General features: G+C 39.1%; 20 protein-coding genes, 10 tRNA genes and 2 rRNA genes. 26 read left to right on the top strand and 6 right to left on the bottom strand.

Annotated elements, in window-relative coordinates; genetic code table 11:
* The 12 genes from BLV55_RS02170 to BLV55_RS02115 form a co-directional block, all read left to right on the top strand.
* Positions 1–95 (top strand): 23S ribosomal RNA (locus tag BLV55_RS02170); the annotation flags it as partial.
* A 45-nt stretch (positions 96–140) separates the two neighbouring features.
* Positions 141–257: ribosomal RNA gene (gene rrf, locus BLV55_RS02165) — 5S ribosomal RNA — on the top strand.
* 10 nt (positions 258–267) lie between these two features.
* Positions 268–342: transfer RNA gene (locus BLV55_RS02160), tRNA-Asn, on the top strand.
* Between the two features lie 5 nt (positions 343–347).
* A tRNA-Leu gene (locus BLV55_RS02155) sits at positions 348–436 on the top strand.
* A gap of 34 nt (positions 437–470) precedes the next feature.
* Positions 471–546, top strand: a tRNA-Met gene (locus tag BLV55_RS02150).
* Between the two features lie 4 nt (positions 547–550).
* Positions 551–627, top strand: a tRNA-Arg gene (locus BLV55_RS02145).
* Between the two features lie 8 nt (positions 628–635).
* Positions 636–711: transfer RNA gene (locus BLV55_RS02140), tRNA-Gln, on the top strand.
* 6 nt (positions 712–717) lie between these two features.
* Positions 718–793, top strand: a tRNA-Lys gene (locus tag BLV55_RS02135).
* Positions 794–882, top strand: a tRNA-Ser gene (locus BLV55_RS02130).
* Positions 883–912: 30 nt separating this feature from the next.
* A tRNA-Ser gene (locus BLV55_RS02125) sits at positions 913–1,004 on the top strand.
* 45 nt (positions 1,005–1,049) lie between these two features.
* Positions 1,050–1,126 (top strand) — tRNA-Ile (locus BLV55_RS02120).
* A 45-nt stretch (positions 1,127–1,171) separates the two neighbouring features.
* Positions 1,172–1,248 (top strand) — tRNA-Trp (locus BLV55_RS02115).
* A 76-nt stretch (positions 1,249–1,324) separates the two neighbouring features.
* Here BLV55_RS02115 and hcp read toward each other — a convergent pair.
* Positions 1,325–2,959: a hydroxylamine reductase gene (gene hcp / locus BLV55_RS02110; RefSeq protein WP_093310497.1), complete on the bottom strand. Its 1,635-nt coding sequence runs from the start codon at positions 2,957–2,959 to the stop codon at positions 1,325–1,327.
* 140 nt (positions 2,960–3,099) lie between these two features.
* Complete coding sequence (locus tag BLV55_RS02105; RefSeq protein WP_093310494.1) at positions 3,100–3,540, bottom strand: RrF2 family transcriptional regulator; 441 nt, start codon at positions 3,538–3,540, stop codon at positions 3,100–3,102.
* Positions 3,541–3,793: 253 nt separating this feature from the next.
* Here BLV55_RS02105 and BLV55_RS02100 point away from each other — a divergent pair, with 253 nt between their 5' ends.
* From BLV55_RS02100 to BLV55_RS02060, 9 genes are all read left to right on the top strand, one after another.
* Entirely contained in the window at positions 3,794–4,807 is a 1,014-nt protein-coding gene (locus tag BLV55_RS02100; protein WP_093310492.1) for a metal ABC transporter solute-binding protein, Zn/Mn family, read from the top strand.
* Between the two features lie 28 nt (positions 4,808–4,835).
* Positions 4,836–5,582, top strand: coding sequence for a metal ABC transporter ATP-binding protein (locus BLV55_RS02095; protein WP_093310490.1), 747 nt, complete (start codon positions 4,836–4,838; stop codon positions 5,580–5,582).
* An 11-nt stretch (positions 5,583–5,593) separates the two neighbouring features.
* Positions 5,594–6,391: a metal ABC transporter permease gene (locus BLV55_RS02090; protein WP_093310489.1), complete on the top strand. Its 798-nt coding sequence runs from the start codon at positions 5,594–5,596 to the stop codon at positions 6,389–6,391.
* A gap of 207 nt (positions 6,392–6,598) precedes the next feature.
* A complete protein-coding gene (locus tag BLV55_RS02085) occupies positions 6,599–6,922 on the top strand; it encodes a DUF2325 domain-containing protein (protein ID WP_093310486.1) in 324 nt (107 codons plus the stop codon).
* A gap of 135 nt (positions 6,923–7,057) precedes the next feature.
* Positions 7,058–7,273 carry a FeoA family protein gene (locus BLV55_RS02080; protein WP_093310484.1) on the top strand — a complete coding sequence of 72 codons (216 nt, stop codon included), beginning with the start codon at positions 7,058–7,060 and terminating at the stop codon, positions 7,271–7,273.
* Positions 7,274–9,064 (top strand): ferrous iron transporter B, encoded by a 1,791-nt coding sequence (locus tag BLV55_RS02075; protein ID WP_143033156.1) that lies wholly within the window; start codon positions 7,274–7,276, stop codon positions 9,062–9,064.
* Positions 9,065–9,083: 19 nt separating this feature from the next.
* Positions 9,084–9,755 (top strand): class I SAM-dependent methyltransferase, encoded by a 672-nt coding sequence (locus BLV55_RS02070; protein WP_093310481.1) that lies wholly within the window; start codon positions 9,084–9,086, stop codon positions 9,753–9,755.
* On the top strand, positions 9,655–10,659 hold the full coding sequence (locus tag BLV55_RS02065; protein ID WP_093310480.1) for a lysylphosphatidylglycerol synthase transmembrane domain-containing protein: 1,005 nt from the start codon (positions 9,655–9,657) through the stop codon (positions 10,657–10,659). Before BLV55_RS02070 ends, BLV55_RS02065 begins: the two co-directional genes overlap by 101 nt.
* A gap of 214 nt (positions 10,660–10,873) precedes the next feature.
* Complete coding sequence (locus BLV55_RS02060) at positions 10,874–12,931, top strand: bifunctional diguanylate cyclase/phosphodiesterase (RefSeq protein WP_093310478.1); 2,058 nt, start codon at positions 10,874–10,876, stop codon at positions 12,929–12,931.
* A 42-nt stretch (positions 12,932–12,973) separates the two neighbouring features.
* On the opposite strand, the gene BLV55_RS02055 is transcribed toward BLV55_RS02060, so the two are convergent.
* The gene (locus BLV55_RS02055; RefSeq protein WP_093310477.1) at positions 12,974–13,537 is read right to left on the bottom strand and encodes a hypothetical protein; all 564 of its coding nucleotides are present in this window, start codon (positions 13,535–13,537) and stop codon (positions 12,974–12,976) included.
* Positions 13,538–13,582: 45 nt separating this feature from the next.
* On the bottom strand, positions 13,583–14,962 hold the full coding sequence (locus BLV55_RS02050; protein WP_093310474.1) for an MATE family efflux transporter: 1,380 nt from the start codon (positions 14,960–14,962) through the stop codon (positions 13,583–13,585).
* A 150-nt stretch (positions 14,963–15,112) separates the two neighbouring features.
* On the opposite strand from BLV55_RS02050, the gene epsC reads away from it, so the two are divergent.
* The 4 genes from epsC (at position 15,113) to BLV55_RS02030 (ending at position 19,071) form a co-directional block, all read left to right on the top strand.
* Positions 15,113–15,646 (top strand): serine O-acetyltransferase EpsC, encoded by a 534-nt coding sequence (gene epsC, locus BLV55_RS02045; protein ID WP_242870001.1) that lies wholly within the window; start codon positions 15,113–15,115, stop codon positions 15,644–15,646.
* A gap of 168 nt (positions 15,647–15,814) precedes the next feature.
* Positions 15,815–17,053, top strand: coding sequence for a BaiN/RdsA family NAD(P)/FAD-dependent oxidoreductase (locus tag BLV55_RS02040; RefSeq protein ID WP_242870000.1), 1,239 nt, complete (start codon positions 15,815–15,817; stop codon positions 17,051–17,053).
* A 33-nt stretch (positions 17,054–17,086) separates the two neighbouring features.
* A complete protein-coding gene (locus BLV55_RS02035; protein ID WP_093310471.1) occupies positions 17,087–18,691 on the top strand; it encodes an NAD(P)/FAD-dependent oxidoreductase in 1,605 nt (534 codons plus the stop codon).
* 197 nt (positions 18,692–18,888) lie between these two features.
* Positions 18,889–19,071, top strand: coding sequence for a hypothetical protein (locus BLV55_RS02030; protein WP_093310470.1), 183 nt, complete (start codon positions 18,889–18,891; stop codon positions 19,069–19,071).
* 46 nt (positions 19,072–19,117) lie between these two features.
* Here the strand turns inward: BLV55_RS02030 and BLV55_RS02025 are convergent, their stop codons facing one another.
* Together BLV55_RS02025 and BLV55_RS02020 are read right to left on the bottom strand one after the other, a co-directional pair.
* Entirely contained in the window at positions 19,118–19,864 is a 747-nt protein-coding gene (locus BLV55_RS02025) for a peptidylprolyl isomerase (RefSeq protein WP_093310468.1), read from the bottom strand.
* Between the two features lie 96 nt (positions 19,865–19,960).
* Positions 19,961–20,551: an HD domain-containing protein gene (locus tag BLV55_RS02020; protein WP_093310466.1), complete on the bottom strand. Its 591-nt coding sequence runs from the start codon at positions 20,549–20,551 to the stop codon at positions 19,961–19,963.
* 342 nt (positions 20,552–20,893) lie between these two features.
* Between BLV55_RS02020 and nifJ the strand changes: the two genes are divergently transcribed.
* A complete protein-coding gene (gene nifJ, locus BLV55_RS02015) occupies positions 20,894–24,406 on the top strand; it encodes a pyruvate:ferredoxin (flavodoxin) oxidoreductase (protein WP_093310464.1) in 3,513 nt (1,170 codons plus the stop codon).
* Positions 24,407–24,456 lie beyond the last annotated feature (50 nt).

Raw genomic sequence — 24,456 nt, 5'->3', positions numbered from 1 at the left:
AAGACCCCAGAAAGACGATCTGGTAGATAGGCCGGAGGTGGAAGTGCAGTAATGTATGGAGCTGACCGGTACTAATGGTACGAGGACTTGACCTAAAAAAAGTGCGAAAACGTTTCATGTAGTTTTGAGGGAACAACAGAAGACGTGACCAAAGCGAAGGGGAAACACCTGTTTCCATCTCGAACACAGCCGTTAAGCCCTTCAGCGCTGATGGTACCTGGAAGGAGACTTCCCGGAAGAGTAGGTCGTTGCGTCTTCTTACCCTGATCCAGAGTAGCTCAATGGTGGAGCACCCGGCTGTTAACCGGTAGGTTGGAGGTTCGAGTCCTCTCTCTGGAGCCAAGCGAGCCGAAGTGGCGGAACTGGCAGACGCACAGGACTTAAAATCCTGCGATCCTTAAAGATCGTACCGGTTCGATTCCGGTCTTCGGCACCAGGATTTTGCAAGAAATAAGTGGACAAACCAATGACGCGGGGTGGAGCAGCTGGCAGCTCGTCGGGCTCATAACCCGGAGGTCGCAGGTTCAAATCCTGTCCCCGCAACCAATTAGTGCCCATAGCTCAGCTGGACAGAGCAACGGCCTTCTAAGCCGTGGGTCCGGGGTTCGAATCCCTGTGGGCACGCCATTAAACAATGGGATATAGCCAAGTCGGTAAGGCAACGGACTTTGACTCCGTCATTCGCAGGTTCGAGTCCTGCTATCCCAGCCATCATTAGACCCATTAGCTCAGTTGGCAGAGCACCTGACTTTTAATCAGGGTGTCCCGCGTTCGAGTCGCGGATGGGTCACCAGGAGAGGTGTCCGAGTGGTTTAAGGAGCTGGTCTTGAAAACCAGTGATTCCGAAAGGGACCGTGGGTTCGAATCCCACCCTCTCCGCCATAACTTACCAATAACCCGGGTATTCACTCAGGAGAAGTACTCAAGTAGGCTCAAGAGGACGGTTTGCTAAACCGTTAGGTCGCTTATGCGGCGCGCGGGTTCGAATCCCGCCTTCTCCGCCATAGCTAGTGAGTATATTTCTGATATACACCGGGCATAATTAGTAAGGGCCTTTAGCTCAGATGGTTAGAGCATCCGGCTCATAACCGGCAGGTGCGGGGTTCGAGTCCCTGAAGGCCCACCATTCAACTTTATATATAATGTTTTTAGACAGATAGTATCTTTACATAGGGGTGTAGTTCAGTCTGGTAGAACGACGGTCTCCAAAACCGTATGCCGTGGGTTCAAATCCTGCCACCCCTGCCAAATAAAAGAAAAAAAGCTTCTCCTTATAATAAGGAGAAGCTTTTTTGTAGGCAGGTTCTGAGTGGCTTATAAAAGATTATCCAAGCAAACGATCCATATCCCTTTCAACCGATGTAATACCAGCAATACTGAACTTATCTACTAATACATTGGCAACATTTTCCGATAGGAATGCAGGAAGAGTGGGGCCTAGATGAATATTTTTAACTCCTAAATAAAGAAGCGCTAGTAAAACAATAACCGCCTTTTGCTCATACCAAGCAATATTATAAGCGATGGGTAGATCATTAATATCTTCTAATTCGAACACTTCTTTTAATTTCAGAGCAATAACGGCGAGTGAATAAGAATCATTACATTGACCAGCATCAAGTACTCTTGGTATTCCATTAATATCACCTAAATTCAACTTATTATAGCGATATTTGGCACAGCCGGCTGTAAGGATGATTGTATCTTTAGGCAGTTCTTCGGCAAAGCGTGTATAATAGTCACGTGATTTCATTCGACCGTCGCATCCAGCCATGACAAAGAATTTTTTTATTTTTCCTGATTTAACCGCATCTACTACCTGATCTGCTAATGCCATCACTTGATGATGTGCAAAACCACCTGTTATTTTTCCTGTCTCTATTTCCTGTGGAGCTTTTAAGGATTTTGCATGTTCAATTATTTTGGTGAAATCTTTTTTACGTTGTTCATCAGCTGTAATATGCTGACATCCAGGAAAACCTGCTGCACCGGTGGTGTAAATCCGATTTTTTACTTCTTCTGATTTAGGCGGAACAATACAATTGGTTGTAAAAAGAATCGGACCATTAAAAGTTTCGAATTCTGTAATTTGTTCCCACCAGGAGCCACCATAATTCCCGACGAAATGATCATATTTTTTGAAAGCTGGATAATAATGACCGGGAAGCATTTCGCCATGAGTATACACATCGACACCTGTATTTTGAGTTTGTTCTAATAATGCTTCAAGGTCCACTAAGTCATGACCAGAAATAAGAATTGCTGGGTTATTCCGTACACCAATGTTTACTTCTGTAACTTCTGGATTGCCATATTTAGAAGTGTTGGCCTCATCGAGAAGTGCCATGACTTTCACACCATGCTCACCTGTTTTCACTGTTAAACCAACCAAATCATCAGCCGATAATTGATCATTAAGAGTTGCGGCTAATGCTTCATACATAAATTCGTATAGTTGCGGATCTTCCTGGCCTATATTTAATGCATGCTCACCATAAGCGGCGATTCCTTTAACACCGTAAGTAATTAACTCACGCAATGATCTGATATCTTCATTTACGGTTGCTAAGATACCAACTTCAGGGCTGGAAGCTTTTTTATTCATTTCTTCAATGGTTGACACCGTGAAAGTTGCAGCATCATGAAGTTCATCGGCACTTTTATCTTGTATAAGCTGATTACGAAGTGTTATCATTTTAGTTATTTGCTTTTCGAAAGCTACTTTGTCAAAATTCGCGTTTGTAATTGTCATAAAAATACTTGTAAAAACTTCCTGATTGACAGTGTGTAGATTTTTTACATTAAGCCCTTTCTTCTGGACAACTTGAGAAATACCTTTCACAACATACATTAAAAGGTCCTGTAAATTCGAGACATCTTCTTTTTTTCCACATACACCGACCACTTCACAAGCTTTGTTTTTTGATGTTTCCTGACACTGATAACAAAACATACTCATTTTTCTTCCTCCTTAATTTTTAATCATATATTTTTATGACAACATGAGTTGTCGATAAATCGAGCTTAATTTATAACGAGCATTAAGGTGTTGAAATACCTTAATCAAGGTAAAGAAATCCAGATCATATGGTCTGAAATCTAGACAACTTGATGATCTTGATTTATTTTTTTTCGAGAATCAATAAAATCAGAAAGACGATGTTTCTCTAAGTAATCAAGAAATTGACGATTCATTCTTTCAGGAATCCCTTTGAAAATACAATTTTTAAAGGGACAGGTCTTTCGGTGATTAGGGCAACCTTCAATAACAGCGGGTCCTTCAATTATTTCATAGATATCCAGAAAAGTTATCTCCTCGGGGGGCAATGCTAATGCAAAGCCTCCGCGCGGACCTCTGACGGAATGGATAATTCGTCCTTTAGAAAGCCTCTGTAAAACCTTGGAGAGATGGGCTTCTGAAGCACCGGTAGAAGCTGCAATTTGTTTTACATTAATATACTCATCGTCTGATGTTGCTATATAAACCATGCTATGCAATGCTAATGAAAGCATTTCAGATAAATGAAAAACGCCGGCCATGAAAGGCACCTCCTATACCGTGAATTGTATCATTGAAGTACCTAAATGTCAACCGCTTGCAGGGGAGAATTTTAACTTCAAATACAATCATATTGTTAATATAAGAAGGATAGGGTATAATAATAAAAATAAATTGCAAATGATTTGCAAGATTATCCTTACGAATCAATTTGTGAAGTTAAAAAACAAAAGAGGGGTAAGGACTGCAAAAAATGGAATCTAACAGATCATAAAAATATGAGGAGGAGTATAGATGAAAGGAAAGAAGAATATAGCGATAATTAGTTTGATTATTTTCGTTTCTATATGGTTTTGGGGGTGCAGTAGTGAAGATGTTGGTGGTATGCAAGAAGTAGAAGAAGAGAAAGCAAGTCAAGCAGAACACCAGATAGAAAAAACAGATACAAAAGAACCAATTAAGGTTACGGTTAGTTTCTATCCATATTATGATTTTTCCAAGGCCATAGGAGGGGAAAATATAACGGTAAAGCAAATGGTTCCTGATGGAGCTGATCCTCACAGCTACGAGCCATCTCCCAGAGACCTTATTGAACTTGAGGGGTCTGATGTGTTTATTTTTAACGGCTTTGATATGGAACCCTGGATAGCGGATGTACTGGAATTAATAAAAGGTAAAGACATTGTTGTGGTGAAAGCCAGTGAATTAATAGAGGGTCGTGAATATGATCACGACCATGATCACGACCACAGTCATGATCACAATCACGACCACGATCATGGTGAGTTTGATCCACATATATGGACAGATCCTATGAATGTTATAAAGATAGCAGAAGAAATAAAAGAAATTTTTGCGCAGATTGACCCGGATCGTCATCACGAATATGCTCTTAATTTCAAGGACTTTGAAGCGAAGTTGTTGAATCTGAATCATGAGTTTGAATCAATAATGGAGGAAGCACACACAAACATTATCCTGGTTTCTCATTCTGCTTTTGGTTATTTAGCCGATAGACATGGAATAAAAGAAATTGCTGTTACTGGTATTACACCTCATGCGGAGCCTAACCCAGGTAGATTGGCTGAGTTAACAAAGCTAGCGAGAGAAAATGAACTTAAATATATCTTTTTTGAATCCCTTGCTAATCCGAGAACGGCAGAAGTGCTTGCAGAAGAAGCTGGATTGAAACCTCTGATGTTATATAATTTAGAAGGCTTGACAGCCGATCAAAAGGAAGCGGAAGAAGATTATATTAGCTTGATGGAAAAAAATGTAGAAGCAATTCGAAAAGCATTAACAGAATAGTAAAAGTTTCTAAAGTGAGGTGATGAAGGTGACCGAAGTTGTCAAAATAGAAAAAATGACTTTTGGTTACGATGATACAATGCTTCTAACCGACGTCGATCTGACAATCAATCAAGGACAGTTTTGGGGCATTGTAGGTCCCAATGGATCAGCTAAGAGCACCTTTCTTAAACTGATTCTGGGACTGATAAAACCCAATGCTGGTTCTTGTCAGCTTCTGGGTACGCCTGTTCATGAATTTAAACAATGGAGCAAAATAGGATATATCCCGCAAAACGTAAGAGAGTTCAACATGGGTTTTCCAGCAACCGTTGAGGAAATTGTTAGTGCCAATCTAATTAGTCAGATGGGTATTTTGAAATGGATGACAGAAACGCATAAGAACAAACTGAAAGAAGCCCTGGAGATTGTAGGGATGCAAGATTATGCAAAACGACAAATTGGAAAACTTTCAGGGGGACAGCAACAACGTGTGTTTATTGCGCGAACACTTGTTAACTCTCCTCAAGTGATTTTTATGGACGAGCCATTGGTGGGAGTAGATTTTGAGTCTCAGGAAAAATTCTATGCACTGATGGAAAAATTAAATCAAAAAATGGGAATCACGTTAGTGATGGTATCTCATGACGTAGGGGTAATTAGCGAAAGAACAAGTCATATAGCTTGTATGGGCAATGGGAAAATATATGTGCATGATTCTCAGGCATTTAGACCGGAAGAATATCTTGAGAGTATTTATGGAGAAAAAACAAAAATAGTGCATCATAATCATTAAGGAGGGATAAAATGCCGGAAATATTGCAATATGGCTTTATGCAACGAGCACTAATTGCAGGTATTTTTGTAGCACTTATATGCCCGTCGATAGGAATTTTTTTGACGTTAAGACGGCTGTCAATGATTGGCGATACACTGTCGCATGTTGCTTTGGCAGGTGTTGCTGGAGGAATATTGTTGAATTTTTATCCTATTTATACGGCGTTGTTTTTCACCTTAGCAGCCTCTTTTGCTATTGAAATATTGCGTAAAGAATTTCATCAATATGCGGAGGTGTCACTTGCTGTTATTCTTTCTTTTGGCATCGGATTAGCGACGATACTCATTAGTATGGGTGGAGCAGGAGCCACTGTTTTTAGCTATTTATTTGGAAGTGTAACGCTGGTGTCCTATCAGGACTTAGTCAGTATTTTAGTATTAGGAGGCATTATTTTAGCTACTGTATTATTTTACTATCGATCATTATTTTATATGGCCTTCGATGAAACGGCTGCACGTCTTGCGGGTGTTCCGGTGAAAAGAATCAATTTTATTTTTACAGTTCTCGTGGCAATGACAATTTCTATTTCCATGAGGATTGTCGGTATACTAATGGTATCGTCTCTGATGGTAATACCTGTAGCTACCAGCCTTCAATTAAAAACAAGTTTTCGTGTGACCTTTATAGCATCTTTAGTATTTGGTTTGATTTCTGTAATGGGAGGCTTAGTCATCTCTTTTTATGCATCGCTAGCTCCCGGTGGGACCATTGTGATGACTTCTGTAGCAGTCTTAATCTTTGTCGCTGTTGTGAAAAAACTAGTATAAGAACAAACCTTCATGATGAGATGAAATTTGATAGTGTCAGCATTATAGACAAGCGTAGAACCAAGATCTTTAGCAGAGCGAAAGATCTTTTTTTATTGACAAAAATAACACAGAAGTATATAATATTGATAATCATTATCAATAAATTTGGCGTGATATAAACTGTTACTATAGGCAGGTAGAGGGAAATCGAAGGAGGAGAAATAAATGAAAGCATTACTTGTAGGAGCAGATAGATTAGGTAGTATACCAAATGCGCTTCAGAGTTTTGGAATAGAAGAATATGTTCATTGGACCGGAAGAAAAAAAGGGATGAGAAAAATGGATATTCCGGAGCAAACAGATCTCGTCATTATATTTACAGATTTTATTGAACATAATATGACGCAGTTAGTGAAAGAAAAAGCAAAGCAAATGAGCATTCCATGTGTTTTTTCTAAGAGAGCTAGCAGTGATTTGATTCATCGATTAGAGGCATGTAAGCATTGTCCGTTAAACCCTAATAATCAGACAAAAAACAGAAAACACTAACGAATACCAAAGGGTGTAGAAAGAAAATCAAAAGAAAAAAAGAAATATGTTGAAAAGAAAGGGATTTAGTGATAAACTTATAATGCAATTGAGAAAGATAATCATTGTTTTATATAAAAGATATGGGGGATTAAAATGTCGCTATATACAATGAAGAAAAAATGTCAGTGCATCATTGAGTCGCTTCCTGAAGTTCCATTGTTAGATGCTATGGGCTTTAGAAAAGGTCAGTGCATAGCCATTAAAACGAAGCAGCCCTTCGGGGGACCCGTAGTAGTATCGATTGGAAATAGAAGCTTTGCTTTAGCTAGAGAACTGGCAGAACAGATTATCGTCAAGGAGGATGCTTAATTGAATTGTCATTCAACTCAATCAGAATTAGAACCAAAGGCTTCTGGCTACCGCATCCTATTAATGGGGAACCCAAATGTAGGAAAAAGCGTTATATTTAGTAAACTAACAGGTGTTGAAGTGGAAAGTGCCAACTATACTGGAACAACCATAAGCTTTACTAAAGGGGACTGGCAGTTTAGAGGTAAACAAGGTGATCTGATCGATGTTCCTGGAACCTACTCTCTTGACGCTTCCTCAGAAGCAGAAAAAGTAGCGATAGACATGTTGAAGCAAGAAGCGGCGGATGCGATTGTTGTCGTGCTGGATGCTACAAACCTAGAGAGGAATCTATTTTTTGCTTCTCAAATACAACATTTAAGCACTGAAATACTTAAAAAGCCCATCCCTGTTATTTTTGCATTAAACATGATAGATGTTGCAAAAAGGCAGGGAATTGACATTGACGTAGATTCTTTGCAAGAATACCTTGATGCTCCGGTTATTTCAACAGTAGCTGTTCGGAATATTGGTCTTTCGGAGCTTATGGAAGCAACGATTCACTCGATTGAGGAAAATGCTTCCTTTCAAAAAAAAGAATGGTCGAAATCCGAGGATGATCGTTGGATATGGGTAGGGAAAGTGATTCGAGAAGTACAACAAGTTGAGCATCGACATCCTACTTGGTTAGAAAAACTTGGGGATGCTACGATGAGACCCTTTCCGGGAATCCCTATTGCCTTCTTAGTGATGAGTATAGCTTTGGGGATTGTTGTAGGTGGTGGAAAGGGGCTAAGAGGTGCTATCTTATTGCCTTTGGTACACCGGGTGATCGTTCCGTTTTTAGACCGAGTTGTACAGCTCTTTGTGACGGAAGGAATCTTATATAATGTATTGATGGGCGAATATGGTATGCTTGTAAAAGGCATCGAATGGCCCTTTGCACTTATTCTTCCTTATGTCTTATTATTCTACGTAGTGCTTTCTTTTATGGAAGATAGTGGATACCTGCCACGACTAGGAGTACTGGTGGACGGTGTTTTTAGAAAGATAGGCATACAAGGTGGTAATATCGTACCTATGATTATGGGGTATGGATGTGCAATCCCTGCAATACTAGGTACCAGGGCGGCTACAACGCAAAAGGAACGCTTGATGGTTGCGTCGATGGTAACTTTTACGGTGCCTTGTGCGGCACAAACAGGAGCCTTTATAGCACTACTAGGTGACCACTCGGTGTTTTTGCTAATCGCCGTGTACCTTGTGTCGTTTATAGCCATTCTTGTATCAGGCATGATGCTGAACCGGTTTATACCAGGGAAAAGCGATCCGATGCTTTTAGAGATACCTAATTTATTGCTACCAGACCGACAAACACTAATAAAAAAAATAAAGTTGCGAGTAAAACATTTTATTGTTGAAGCGGAAGTGCCGATGGTTTTAGGTGTCGGTTTTGCAGCTTTACTAGCTGAGACGGGGGCATTAGTGCAAGTAGGAGTTGTGTTATCTCCCTTAGTTGAAGGCTGGTTGGGGCTACCGCCTGAAGCAACACTAGGATTAATATTAGGGATTGTTCGTAGAGAACTTGCGGTACTTCCTTTGTTGGAGCTTGGGCTTTCAGGGATTCAGCTTTTCACGGGTGCGGTAGTGGCTTTGTTTTATATGCCTTGCTTGGCTGTGTTAGGTGTTTTAGTAAAAGAATTTGGCGCTAAGATAGGCCTACTTGTTGGTCTAGGGACTACGATCAGTGCTTTTGTTTTAGGTGGCTTGTTTTTTCAAATTGCAAATATAGTGACAGCCATTATTGGTTAAGTCTGAAAGGAGTTTTTCTATGATACCGCAAGCAACTCGCTTGTTAGAAATAGCTTTGTCTCACAGTACCTTTTCTTATCCCTTGTTTCAATACTACTATGAAAAAATTGTCAGAGATGAGATAAAAATAGGTGGCATTAAACGACAGGATCGTGTGCTTTGTATTGGAGGTGGTGCATTCCCGGCTACGGCGATTGAAATCCATCGCCAAACAGGAGCTAAGGTGGACGTTTTGGATTGTGATCAAGAGGCTGTACAACATGCCTCTGACCTTTTACAACGAATGGGTAAAAACAAAGATATTAATGTGTATGTAGGATGTGGTCAGAGTTTTGATCCTAAAAATTATCAAGTAGTTCATATAGCTCTTCAGGTGAAAAATAGAGAAGAGGTTTTAGCTCATCTCCAGAAAAACACACACCCGGGTACGAAAATTTTGGCTAGGTTTCCTCGTGCATGGATGGAGAAATTTTATGACCGATCCTATGGAAAGTATAGCAACGAGATGCTAACTAGCAATAAAAAGCTTTTGTTGAACCCTCGAAAAACGATAAAAGGAACTTGTATGGTGGTTTGTGGAGGAAAAGAATATGAGTCGGACTCAAAAGGGAATAGTGACAATCATTGGAAGCCTGTTGGTATTGCTACTTATCTGGCAGACGGATATAGCTTCTGTGATCGACGGATTTAAGGGGATCAGTAAGAAAACGCTTTTATTATTGATTTTTTTGCAGATCATCACTCAACTGCTGATTGCATATCAGTGGAAAAGGCTAGCCTGGTCAAATTATCGTGAAGTGACTATTAAGCAGATGCTTCGAATGAATATGGCTGGAAGTTTTGTTGAATCGATCACACCATCGGTTAAAATCGGTGGAGAGGCTGTTAAAGTGTGGTGGTTTAAGGAACGTTTACGTTGGACTGGGGAAGAAGCCGCTTCATTATTAATGATACAAAAAAGTCTTAGTGGCCTTGTTTTTCTTGGGTACACCATACTATTATCGAGCATGTATTTGATGCATTTCTGGACGAATATATCGGCTAAATGGGCGTGGAATGTTAGCGAAAATCAGTGGAAATACCTATTCTATTATGCCGGACTCCTTATTTTTATTTGTATTATCGGAACTTGCGCATACAGAATAATTAAGAAGAAACATGCTGATAGGATAAAGAGTATCGGGAAAATAGCGGATGAATCCAAAAGACATTGGCTTCGGATGAGAACGAATAAATTTGAAATGGCAATACAATTAATGCTAGCTAGTGTTATTTGGCTTCTATATCCCTTGAAAATGATTATGCTAACAACTGACTTAGGTATAGAGGTTCGGTTTTGGGTGGCAGCGGCTGTTGTCTTTATTGCCTATACGGTGGCTATGATACCTGCTTTGCCTGGAAGTGTAGGCACCTTTGAAGGAGCGATGGTAGTATTGTTAACGATTGCTGGCATAGACCCTTCTCTGGCACTGGTACTGACGCTGATTTTTCGGACAGTAACGTTTTGGTTGGTTTGTTTAATAAGCGGTTTTATGACAGGCTATTTTCACATTCAAGAAGTAAGAAATAGAAGAATTAAGGCATTCAGTGGGTAAACTTCTGCAAAAAGCAGGAGTTTTTTCTTTTGTCCCGAAAGAATGGTTAAGCAGAGAAATAAACCATAGAAAATAAAAAGAGTTGAGAAGGTATTTTAATGAAAAGCCCTTACTTTGATCATAAGTAGTCGTTACAAAAATAGTAAGAAGGGTATAGAGCAAATATTAGAACTTACTTTTAGATTTAGGTGATCGTCATGGAGGAGGCAGGTATATGGGAGTACTGGAAAAAGAAAAAGCTAGGCAAGTTGCTGAGCGAAATAACCTTCAATTAACCAGCTTTGAGAAAATTCCATGGAAAATTACAAGCATATACATGGTTGTGGGTTTATTTTGGATTGCTCTTTCTGATAAAATACTGCTATATCTTGTTTCAGATCCTCACCATTATAGAATCATGCAGACTTATAAAGGGTGGTTCTATGTATTTATTACAGGCATATTGCTGTTTGTATTAATATACAACCAAATGCAAAAGCTTAAGGAATCTCGGCATCGATTATTAATGAGTTATGAAGAACTGGAAAGCTCTTACGAAGAATTGATTGCGATGGAATCAGAACTTGAGGAAAATTATAACAGCCTAAAAAAACAACAAATTGTTTTGACTGAAACAGAAGAAAAATATAGGCTTATTGTTGAAGGTAGTAATGAAAATATATGGGATTTCAATAAACAAACCGGCACAATGATGTTTAGCCGAACGAAAGAAATGCTTGGTTATGACGAGGAGGAGATTGGTAACACTTACGAAGGCTGGAAATCTCTGGTGCATCCTGATGATTTTCTGACAGCTAAAAAAGCCGAAGAGCAACATTCAATAGGTAACGTTCCTTATTATTACTGTGAGTATAGGATGAAAGAAAAAAAAGGAGACTATCGTTGGGTTCAAAGCAGAGGAAAAGTTGCAAGAGATAAGGATGGCAATGTGTTACGTATGGCGGGTTCTCATCTGGATGTTACTGGTCAGAAAAAAATGATGATGGAAATGTATGATATGGCATTTTATGATAAACTAACAAAACTAGGAAACAGAACCTTATTTTACGATCATCTAAAAAAAGTATTGCTATCCCATCAAAGAAAAAACAAGCAGTTTGCACTTTTAATTGTTGACTTAGACGATTTTAAAAGGATAAATGACACTAGGGGACATTTGGTTGGCGATGAAATGTTAAAACAAGTAGCACGTCGTTTTGAGGGAATTGCCAATAACGGAGAAATAGTGGCCAGGTCCGGAGGGGATGAATTTTTTCTCTTAAAGCCAAGAATAGATAGTTTGATAGAGGTAGAGGAGCTAGCGTTGGATGTATTAAAGTCTTTTGAAACTCCTTTTACGATAGAAGAGTCAGAATTTTTTATTGGAGCGAGTATAGGAATAGCAGTTTATCCAGATGATGGGGATGATAGAGATACACTCATTCAACATGCGGATGTTGCAATGAATGAGGCAAAAGCAGGTGGAAAAAATAAGTACCGGTTTTTTGATCAAAACATTCGTGAACGCGTAGCTACTTGGATGGAAAAAGAAAAAGACCTTCGGTATGCTATTCAGCGAGAAGAGTTTTTGGTATACTACCAACCTATATTAGATTTATCTACCTCTCAAATCTGTGGAGCGGAAGCTTTGATTCGATGGAACCACCCGACAGAAGGGATTCTATCACCTTTTCATTTTATTGATATTGCAGAAGAGACTGGTCAAATTCTCCCTATAGGACAATGGGTAATGGAAACGGTATTAAAACACCAGAGAGATTGGAAGGATAGTAAAGGAACCTCTCTAATGGTTTCTGTTAATATATCTCCCGTTCAGTTTAAGAGACAAGATATCTCCGAGTGGATTGAAAAGTTAATACATTATTATGAAATGGATCCTCAATATCTGCATATCGAAATAACGGAAAATGTTGCGATGGAAAACATGCATCATAGTGTGAAAGTGTTAGAAAAGATAAGAAATTTAGGAGTAAAGGTAGCCTTAGATGATTTTGGAACCGGCTATTCATCACTAAATTATTTGAGAGCGTTGCCCTTGGATATTCTGAAAATAGATAAAGCCTTTATAAGTCAGCTGGAAAAAAATAAAAAAGAGGCGGCAATTGTTAGGCAGATTATTAATATGGCACATGAACTCAACCTTAAAGTGACAGCTGAAGGTGTTGAAGAAATAGAGCAGATCAACATATTAAAACTTTTTGGTTGCGAAAATGTGCAGGGGTATTTTTATTATAAGCCAATGGCAGAAAAAGATTTTCGAAAGATAGTATGATAAGCTAAAAAATCCGATCTCTGTACAAGAGATCGGATTTTTTTAATAAGAAAGAAGCTTGCGTTTGACTTTGTCAGGATCTTTAACATAGGGGATCAATAAAACTCGCAACTGAGAATCCAGTTGGCTTTCTACTAAGTATTCAATGTAAAGCGTTCCACCCTGCAAAATACCGTCAATAAGATTTTGTTCAATTCGAATTTGAATCAGTTGATGAAATCTATTTTCGTCTTCAATACGCAAAAAGGGGAAACGAAGAGACTTTTGAACAATCCTTCCTTGTTGAAAATCGATGATAGTAATGGACGAAAGTCCAAAAAGCAAGGAAAACAAGTGATATAAAGAATAAATAATAGCGGCTAATAAAGCTAAACTGACAAGGTAAGAAATAAGAAGCATTCCCAGTTCAATTATTTCCATATCTGTATCCAAAATCTGTGTAAGAGCTGAAATGTAACCAACAGAGTATTCCTGCATGATCGATTGCTGGAATTGTCTTACTCTGAAAAAAACAATCATTACGACCACTAATAGAGAGACGAATTTTATTAACATACTCATCATGCCTTTTATTGATGCTTTTAATACTATTTTTCTTTCATCCATCCTATAAACCTCCAGTATTCTGTGATATTAAAAACACGTTGTACATTAGAGCGGGGCAGCTTGCTGCGTTTCCATTTCCCTAAAAACCCTCTTTAGCTTACTACCCAACCATAGAATCATAATAACAAAAGCGATAAATTCAGAAGCGGGAAATGCATACCATACAGCATAAAGACCCCATAAATGGCCAAATAAGTATGCTAGTGGAATTAATAAAATCATTTGGCGCAAAAAAGATAAGGCCAGTGCTGGGAGCCCCTTGCCGATTGCTTGAAAAGTGGTAGCGCCAATAATAGCGGGGCCAACTACAAATAAGCCGATGGAAATGGTTTGGAGAGTGTGCACCCCGATTTCCAACATTTCTTCACCAGGATTAAAAAGGCTCATTAGCTGAACTGGAAAAAAGCGAAATAATAGTGAACCGGTACCTGTGATAAGAAATCCTGCCATTAAAGCATAAAGAACTGTTTTTTTCATTCTCTCTGTGTTTCCAGCCCCATAATTATAACCAATAATAGGGATATAAGCTTGAGTTAATCCGAAAACGGGCATAATAGCAAAAGATTGCAATCGAAAATATACCCCATTGACAGCGATAGCAACTTCAGAATAAGCACCAACAATGCTGTTTAGGATGCCGATCATAAAAGAGGTCATTACTTGCATGACCATGTTTGGAAGCCCGATTTTATACACCTCAGCCAAAATGCTAAAATCAAAAGAAAAACCTTCGAGACGAGGTTTGATTTCATTATTGCCGCCATACAAAACAACTAAAATAAACAAGCAACTGATGGCTTTAGAAATAACAGTAGCCAAAGCAGCACCAAGAACCTCCCATCTAGGAAAAATACCAATACCAAAAATCATAAAGGGATCCAAAACAATGTTTGTAATGGCGCCGATCATCAAGGCTAACATTGGTACAAATGTATTTCCCTGGCCTCTCATAATATCACTGGCAATAATCGAAACATAGAGAAAGACAGAGCCTAAAAGAAGAATGCGGACATATTGCGTGCCTTGAACCAATACCTCAGGATCATTTGTAAAAATAGACACAATAGACTCTGAAAGAAAGATGCCTGCTAAGCCAGATAGAACTCCGTAAACAAGCCCAGCTGTAATGACATGCTGAGCTACAAGGAAAGCCCCCTGACGATTGTCCTTACCAAGCATTCTTGAAATAAGGGCACTAGTACCAATACCTGTTCCTGTTGATAAGGCGATGATGAAAATATGAACAGGAAAAGCAATGGCTAGTGCCGTCAAAGCATTTTCGCTGACTCTGGCTACAAAAAGGCTGTCTACCACATTGTATAGTGCTTGAACAGACATAGAAACCATACCGGGGATTGACAAACGAAACAGTAAGGGTAAAATCGCTTCAGTTCCTAAACGTTGGCTTTTATGATGTGTTTTCATTGTATGTCCTCCTAACCTTATATTCCATTATAGACATGATTTCAGAAAAAGAAAAGGACTGTTTTTGTTGACATATTATTCTGCAAAGCGTACAATATACATTACTATTCCGAGTGAATTAGTATAGTATGATCTAGAAGGAGGATGAACATGGCATCTTATTTTGATGTGGTAAGGGAAAGAGATCCGGCAGCAAGAAACAGATTAGATATGATTCTGAATTATCCAGGAGTGCATGCCATATGCTTGCATCGTATTGCTAATGCGTTGTACCGTTCTCGGTTCATCTTGTTAGGCCGTATCGTATCGACGATAGGACGATTTTTGACAGGGATCGAAATTCACCCAGGTGCAACAATAGGAAAAAGGCTTTTTATTGACCATGGAATGGGCATTGTCATTGGTGAAACAGCAGAAATTGGTGATGATGTAACCTTGTTTCATGGAGTAACCTTGGGTGGCACAGGAAAAGATAAAGGAAAAAGACATCCAACGGTAGAGAACAATGTTATCGTTGGTGCTGGGGCAAAAATACTTGGACCTATTACACTGGAAAAAGGATCAAAAATTGGGGCTAATGCTGTTGTTGTAAAAAATGTGCCGAAAGGATGTACAGCTGTTGGTGTACCGGCTAGAATTATTAGGCCGGAAGATAGAGCGAAAAAAGCCGGCCATAGCAACTGATAATAGCGTTGAAAAAAAAGATAAGCTAATGGTATGCTATAATAAATCAACATGGATGCAGAGAGAAATAATAAATATAAAGAGATGTTGTTAAGAGGATGAATTTCAAGAAGCTTTAACGATACAACACTATTTGCATATGAAAAATAGTGGAAAGGAAGATGAAAAGTGCATCAAAAGAAACAAACTGTCATTATAGGAGCTGGAGCTTCTGGTATGATTGCGGCCATTGAAGCTGCAAGATATGGTACGGATGTAATGCTGATAGAAAAAGAAAAAAGAGCCGGAAAAAAACTGTTGGCAACGGGAAATGGTCGATGTAATTTTAGCAATATGAACTCATCACTACCTTATTATCATGGGAAGAACCTGATATTAGCTGAATCGGTGTTAAAGAAAGTGACTTTAGAAGAAGTTTTATCCCTGTTTTCACATTTGGGAATAAAGTATAAAGTAGAGGAAGAAGGGAAGATATATCCATATTCTGACCAGGGATCTTCTGTTCTAGATGTGATTAGATATGAAATGGAACGATTGGGTGTAGAGATTAGAACAGAAACGAAAGCAGTCTGTATTAACCAAAAAGAACATGGATTTGGAGTGATGCTAGAAGGGAAAGAAATAAAAGAAACAATAGAAGCAAACAAGGTGATTTTAGCGACTGGAGGTAAAGCTGGCAGCAAATTTGGGGCTGATGGCAGTGGGTATCAACTAGCAACGCAATTAGGTCATCGGCTCATCAAACCATTGCCAGCAATCGTTCAGCTTAAGTTAAAGGCTCCCTGGCTAAAGGCTTTAAATGGCGTTAAATGGCAAGGTGCTGTTTCTATTACACAGCAAAAGGAAATACTGAGAAGAGAAGAAGGAGAAATCCTTTTTACAGAATATGGGATATCAGGTCCTCCAGCTTTACAACTAGGAAGGTTGGCGTCAGAAAAAGGCGAAAACTGTAACGTGAGCATATCTCTTTTTCCTGAGTGGAGTCGGGATGAATTGTGTGCGGAAGTCTATATGAGAATGAGAAGTTCACAAGAAAAACCGGCAGACTTTTCTCTTGTAGGGTTGCTACATAAAAAAATGATTCCGGTTATATTAAAAGAATCAGGGATTATAAAAACCGACTGTTTGGTTTCAGAAGTAACGGACATACAGCTAAAACAGTTGATTAACCTTTTGTCAAACTGGGTAATACCGGTGAAGGGAACGCTTTCCTGGCAGCATGCTCAAGTAACAGCAGGCGGGATAGATACTACTGAAATAAGGACAGATACGCTGGAATCTAAGCTCGTAAAGGGGCTTTATCTGACGGGAGAAATGATGGATATAGATGGTGACTGTGGCGGCTATAACCTTCATTGGGCATGGTGCACAGGAATCATAGCGGGTCGAAGTTCGGCGTTAGCATAGTGGTGTTTGTTGAAAATATAAAGAGGTGAATCAATGATTCGTATTCGCGAACTGAAAATTTCTGCCAAGCAAGAACAAAATTTAATGAAAGCTATTATGGAGCAATTAAAGCTAGAAACGGAAGAAATCATAGACTATCGAGTATACAAGCGTTCTGTTGATGCAAGAAGAAAAGAAAACATTATGTTTGTGTATATTATTGATGTGCATGTGAAAAATGAAAAGTCAGTACTGAATCGCTTGAAACGCAATAAAAACATTGCTTTAATGCCAGAAGAGCCGCCAGTGGAAGCCAATGTAAACAAAGGGAACTTAAAGTTGGAAAAACCACCTGTGATTATCGGTACAGGGCCTGCAGGTCTTTTTTGTGGCCTTTATTTGGCAGAAAAAGGATACCGGCCTATCTTGCTGGAGCGGGGAGAAAAAGTAGAGCAACGGGTAAAGGATGTTTATGATTTTTGGAAAAATGGAAAACTAAACCCAGAATCTAATGTTCAGTTTGGAGAAGGAGGAGCCGGCACTTTTTCCGATGGAAAACTAACGACAAGGATCAAGGATCCTAGATGTCGATATGTTCTTAAAAAACTTAAGGAACATGGTGCTCCGGAAGAAATTCTGTACGACAGTAAGCCGCATATTGGAACGGATAAATTAAGAAATGTAGTGGCTGAAATTCGGAAATCAATTATTCGAGAAGGGGGCCAGGTTCTTTATGGACACAAAGTAACAGAGCTTCAAATAGAAAAAGGAGAAATAAAAGGAGTGGAAATAGAAAACAAAGGACATCTTGAAACCTCAATTGTCATTGCGGCTATGGGACATAGTGCCAGAGACTTGTTTGAATCTTTTTATCAGTCCGGTGTACCGATGGAAGCAAAAGCGTTTTCTTTAGGAGTGCGCATTGAACATCCTCAAAAGCAAATCAATCTGATTCAATATGGTACAGATAAAAATGCTCATATACTAGGAGCAGCAGATTATAGACTATCCTGGCATCACCCGATGGGAAGAGGTGCATACACCTTTTGCATGTGTCCTGGTGGAATGGTGGTTGCATCAGCTTCTGAGGCGGGATCAGTGGTAACAAACGGCATGAGCGCCTATGGAAGAAAAGGTAAAAATGCAAACAGCGCATTACTGGTGTCTGTTACACCTAAGGACTTTGAAGGAGACGATCCCTTAGCTGGCATGAGATTTCAACGAAAGTGGGAACAAGAAGCTTTTAAGCTTGGCGGAGAAAAATACCATGCACCTGTTCAGCGAGTAGAAGATTTTCTGGCTTCCCGACCATCGAGGGAACTGGGAAGTGTTCTTTCGACCTATCGACCTGGAATAACGCCAACAGAACTGACAAGCTGTTTGCCGCCTTACGTTACAGAGGTGTTAAGAGAAGCGTTGAAAAAATGGGATCAGAAGATGAAAGGATTTGCATTGAAGGATGCCCTATTAACCGGAGTGGAAACGAGGAGTTCATCGCCCCTTCGCATCAAAAGAAATGAAAGAATGGAAAGTGACGTTAAAGGATTATACCCAAGCGGTGAAGGGTGTGGCTTTGCGGGAGGGATTATGTCAGCAGCGGTTGATGGAATTCGATCGGCAGAAGCGGTCTTAGAAAGATATTATTTATCCGAAAACTAAAAAACCTGTTTATAGAAAGGGTTGACAGGGAAATACAGAAGATAAAAGGTGAAGAGTTACGCGAAAGAGGACATGGAAGGAGTGAGGTTGTGAACATCCTGATGACAGAGAAACTGAAAAAATATTTAGCCAAAAAAGCGATTGGAAATTTAACGGTTGATCAAGTTGAAATCAAACGTTGTTGATTAGGTCCTAACTTGCCTTCGGTGAAGGAAGAAAAACCTAAAAATGAAGAGAAATATAAAGCTTACCTGACAGATACCATTACTGTATATATCGATAAAGAAATTAAATTCAAGAGAAATACGGTTCATATGGATCTGAGAAAATTCTTTTTCACATATGAAATAACCATTGATGGAGTAGATATCGCTTATTAAAAAGAACCTCTCTTAAACAAGAAGAGAGGTTCTTTTTATTCGAAAATTATTTTATTTCCACTTTATACTTGTCTTTTAGGCTGTTCACTGTTTCTAAATAAATAGATTGTTGTTTTTGGGCGGCTAAATGTTGTTGCAACTGATCTTTAACATCTTCTAACTTGCTGGTGCTACCTTCTTTTCGGTCAACCACTTTAATAATATGAAATCCGAACTGAGTTTTAACCGGTTCGCTGATTTCGCCAGGATTTAGTTCCATTGCAGCTTCTTCGAACTCAGGAACCATTTTTCCCTTAGGAAAATACCCAAGATCTCCACCCTTTTGACTAGAAGGGCAACCGGAAGCTTCTTTAGCCTTTTCTTCAAAAGAAGCACCCTCATTAAGTTCGTTCTTTATCTTAATGGCCGCATCCTCATCATCAACTAAGATATGGCTTGCTTTCGTTTGAGCAGGTTGCTGGAATTGCTCCGGATGATCCTTATAAAACTGTTCGATTTCTTCTTCGGACACTTCGGCTTTTTGGAACATGGCGTTCATCGCATATTGTTTCAAAAAATTGTCTTTCATTTTCTTTAAAGCTCTTTGATAATCAAGGTTTGACTCTACTCCATTTTCAACAGCATCTAGGTAAATCAATTCTTGATTTACCAGTTCCTGTAATAATCGTTTTTTTCCATCTTCTGTTTGGAACTGATTCGCCTGTTGTGGGTTGAGACTTTGAATAACAAGCTCAAGATCTTCTTGAGTAATTTCTCTACCTTCTACAATAGCTAATACTTGTTTCTGATCCATGGGATCGCTCCTTTATTAATAAGTTTGTCGCCATGATATCAGAAAAAGATGAAGATGTCCAATCCATACGGAAAATAGACATATAGACCGAAAAGTCTAAACACTTTTGCAGAGTTTGAGGGAGCGGTCGAATGTTTCTTTAAACAAAGAAGATTTTTTCTCAATACGTGTTTGAACCACATCAAAGACTGGCGTGATAAAATGTATTTCCAAAAAATTAGAATGCAATTGAATATGAGTGATACGAAGCTCTCTATCTCGGGGATAATCAATCGCATCGGCAATACGAAGAATAGCGGCTAATTGATTTACAATCAGCTGATTCGTTATGCTTAATAGACGAATTTCAGAACTGATTTTTTTTCTATGCCCACCGGCAATTAGTGCTAACATTAAACGCTCTGGATGAGGGATGCAATTAAAAAATGGATCGTTTTTTATAATGGAAAACGTATGGGAATCATGTTTTTTTGCACTGATTTCATAACCAATATCATGAAGCATAGCGCTAAGATAAAGTAGATGTCGCTCTTTAGGGCCAATTGAAAATTCTGCTTTAATAGCATCGAATATGAATAAAGAATAATGCATCACACGCATCTCGTGATCATTTACCTTATCTGAGAAAAATCTACTTGCTAAGTGTTGATAAGACAATGGGACGGAATAAAAATCATTATTATGCATAAAAAAACACCTCTCGTTTTAAGAGTTCTTAAAGTGGTGAAAAAGCAGGAGGGAAGTAAATAGATATTTCTGAAAAAAGTCAAAGCTCCTGCATAGATAAGCCTATTATAAGACAATTATAAATAAGAAACAAGAAGACATAGGAAATTGAGTATGTGAAAGATTAAACTAAATAATAGACATATAAAATAAATTGCAGATTTCTGAAAATATAAACTTTCCATTTTTTTTCAATCATACTGGTAAATGCTACTTTAATGCTTTATAATTAATAAGTGACAGTATTTTTTTCAACCCAAGATAAAGTTAAAAATAAATCAAAATCAAGAAGGAGGCAATTTAATGTCAAAATTAATGAAAACGATGGATGGGAACACAGCGGCTGCTTATGTGTCTTATGCATTTACAGATGTAGCGGCTATCTATCCAATCACCCCTTCCTCTAACATGGCGGAAAGTGTTGATGAATGGAGTGCGTACGGACAAAAAAATATTTTTGGACAAACCGTAACCGTTACAGAGATGCAGTCAGAGGCTGGTGCTGCTGGTGCTATGCATGGATCCTTAGCGGCAGGTGCATTAACTTCAACGTATACAGCGTCACAAGGTCTTTTATTGATGATTCCCAATATGTATAAAATTGCAGGTGAATTATTGCCGGGTGTTTTTCATGTAAGCGCTCGTGCGGTAGCGGCTCATGCCTTATCTATTTTTGGAGATCACTCTGATGTGATGGCAGCTCGTCAGACCGGATGTGCGATGCTGGCTTCTGGAAGTGTTCAGGAAGTAATGGACTTAGGTGGAATTGCTCACTTGGCAGCTATTAAAGGTAGAATTCCTTTTGTGCATTTCTTTGATGGATTCAGAACCTCTCATGAAGTTCAAAAGATTGAAGCTATTGAATACGATACCTTTAAGGAGCTAGTAGACTGGGATGCGATTAAAGCTTTCCGAGCGGATTCTCTAAATCCAGAGCATCCAGAACTACGGGGTACGGCTCAGAATCCTGATATTTTCTTCCAGGCAAAAGAAGCCGTCAATCCATTTTACAACGCACTTCCGGAAATTGTAGTGGATTATATGAATAAGATCAATGAAATTACCGGAAGAGACTACAAGCCATTTAACTATTATGGTGCATCAGATGCTGAGCACGTGGTTGTTGCTATGGGGTCGGTAACAGAAACCTTAGAAGAGACGGTAGATTATTTACTTGAAAAAGGCGAAAAAGTAGGGGTTATTAAAGTACATCTATATAGACCTTTTGTTTCATCTTACTTTATGGATGTTCTCCCTAAAACAGTTAAAAAGATTTCGGTCTTGGATCGATGTAAAGAGCCGGGAGCACCGGGAGAGCCTATGTACTTAGATATAAAAGATATGTTTTATGGAAAAGCAGATGCACCGGTTATTGTAGGTGGGCGATATGGTCTTGGATCTAAAGACACAACACCTGCTCAAATGAAAGCCGTCTTTGAAAACCTAAAGCAGGCAGAACCTAAAAATGGTTTTACAGTTGGAATCAACGAAGATGTTACAAATACATCCTTGCCTGTTACAGATCCATTAAGCACAGAGCCTAAAGGAACGGTTAGATGTAAATTCTGGGGACTTGGTTCTGATGGTACGGTAGGAGCAAATAAAAACTCCATCAAAATCATTGGTGATCATACAGATCTATATGCACAGGGATACTTCTCCTATGATTCCAAAAAATCAGGCGGGGTAACGATTTCTCATTTACGTTTTGGAGAAAAACCCATCCGCTCCACTTACCTGATCAGTGAGGCTGATTTTATAGCGTGCCATAATCAAGCCTATGTAAATCAATATGATTTGTTGAAAGGAATTAAAGAAGGCGGAACTTTCCTGCTGAACTGTATTTGGAAAAAAGAAGAATTGGATCAAAAATTACCAGCTAGCCTGAAAAAGACAATAGCTGAAAAAAACATTAAATTCTATATTATTGATGCAACGGATATTGCTGCAGAAATTGGCCTTGGCAATAGAATCAACATGGTGATGCAGTCTGCATTCTTTAAGCTGGCAGAAGTAATTCCGGTTGAAGATGCGATAAAATATATGAAACAAGCTGTTGTGGACACCTATGGGTCTAAAGGTGAAAAAATTGTTGAAATGAATCAAAAGGCAATAGACATGGGCATGGATGCGTTGGAAGCTGTTGAAGTTCCAAGCAGCTGGACTGGCGCAGAAGCAGAAATGGCAAAGGAAGATGATGCTCCTGATTTCATTAAAAACATCCTTCGTCCAATGAATGCACAAGAAGGAGATGATCTGCCTACTAGTGCCTTTGTAGGAAGAGAAAACGGTTCTTTCCCTATGGGAACTTCAGAATACGAAAAACGAGGAATCGCTGTTAATGTGCCAGAGTGGATAAAAGAAAACTGCATACAGTGTAACCAGTGCTCTTTTGTTTGTCCTCATGCAGCCATTCGTCCCTTCCTGGTTGATGAAGCAGAAGCAAAAGCAGCACCAGAAAACTTTGAAACTCTAAAAGCAATGGGCAAAGAATTTGAAGGTCTACAATACAGACTTCAAGTGTCAACCCTTGACTGTACAGGTTGTGGAAACTGCGCAGACATTTGCCCATCTAAAAAGAAAGCTTTAGAAATGAAGCCGGTTGAACCTCAAATAGAAGCACAAAAGGAAAACTGGAACTATGCTATTTCGCTTAAAAATAAAGCTAATTTAACCAATATCGAAAACATGAAAGGAAGCCAGTTTGCACAGCCGCTCTTTGAATTCTCTGGAGCATGTGCCGGGTGTGGCGAAACTCCTTATGTGAAGTTGATTACTCAGTTGTTTGGTGATCGAATGACGATTGCTAATGCGACAGGCTGTAGTTCTATTTACGGAGGCAGCGCACCTTCTGTGCCATATTGCGTAAATGAAAACGGACACGGTCCTGCATGGGCAAACTCCTTGTTTGAAGATAATGCAGAGTTTGGTTACGGAATGGTATTGGCAACAAATCAAATAAGAGCTAAGTTAGAGGATTTGATGAAAGAAGGTTTAGAAACTGACCTACCTCAAAACTTGAAAGATACTTTCGCTGCATGGATAGAAGGAAAAGAAGATGCGAAAGCTTCAAAAGCAGCCACATACGAAATGATTCCGTTGCTGGAAAAATCAGCTGGAAACCTAATTGTGGATGAAATTATCGAGAAAAAAGATTATTTAGTTAAAAAATCTCACTGGGTATTTGGTGGCGATGGTTGGGCTTATGATATCGGTTATGGTGGGCTTGATCATGTGTTGGCAAGTGGAGATGACATTAATGTCCTAGTAATGGATACCGAAGTATATTCCAATACTGGTGGTCAGTCCTCAAAAGCTTCTCCTGCTGGTGCGGTTGCTAAATTTGCTACTTCAGGAAAGAAAATTATTAAAAAAGACCTGGGTAGAATGGCGATGACCTATGGATATGTTTATGTGGCACAAGTTGGAATGGGTGCTGATAAAAATCAGCTAATGAAAGCAATGAAAGAAGCTGAAGCTTATCCAGGACCATCCTTGGTGATTGCTTACTCACCATGTATTGCTCATGGCATTGGTGCTGGTATGGGCAAGACGCAGGAGCAGACTAAAAAAGCTGTAGAATCTGGATACTGGCATCTGTATCGATACAACCCGTTATTGAAAGAAGAAGGTAAAAATCCATTTACCTTGGATTCTAAAGAACCTTCCATGTCTTTCCAAGACTTCTTGAGCAGTGAAGTGCGTTATGCTTCTTTGAAAAAGACATTCCCAGAAGAAGCGGAAGTACTGTTCAAAGCAGCTGAAATGGATGCTAAAGAACGATATGAAATTTATAAAAAGCTGGCAACTGACTAAAAATATCAGTAACCTATAAAAAACAAAGGAAAGGTGCGAGTCTTACAAGG

Origin of the sequence: Tindallia californiensis (assembly GCF_900107405.1) — a bacterium.
GTDB classification, from domain to species: Bacteria; Bacillota; Clostridia; order Peptostreptococcales; family Tindalliaceae; genus Tindallia; species Tindallia californiensis.
The sequence above is the reverse complement of the archived record's forward strand: the minus strand, read 5'-3'. Positions and strand labels throughout refer to the sequence as shown.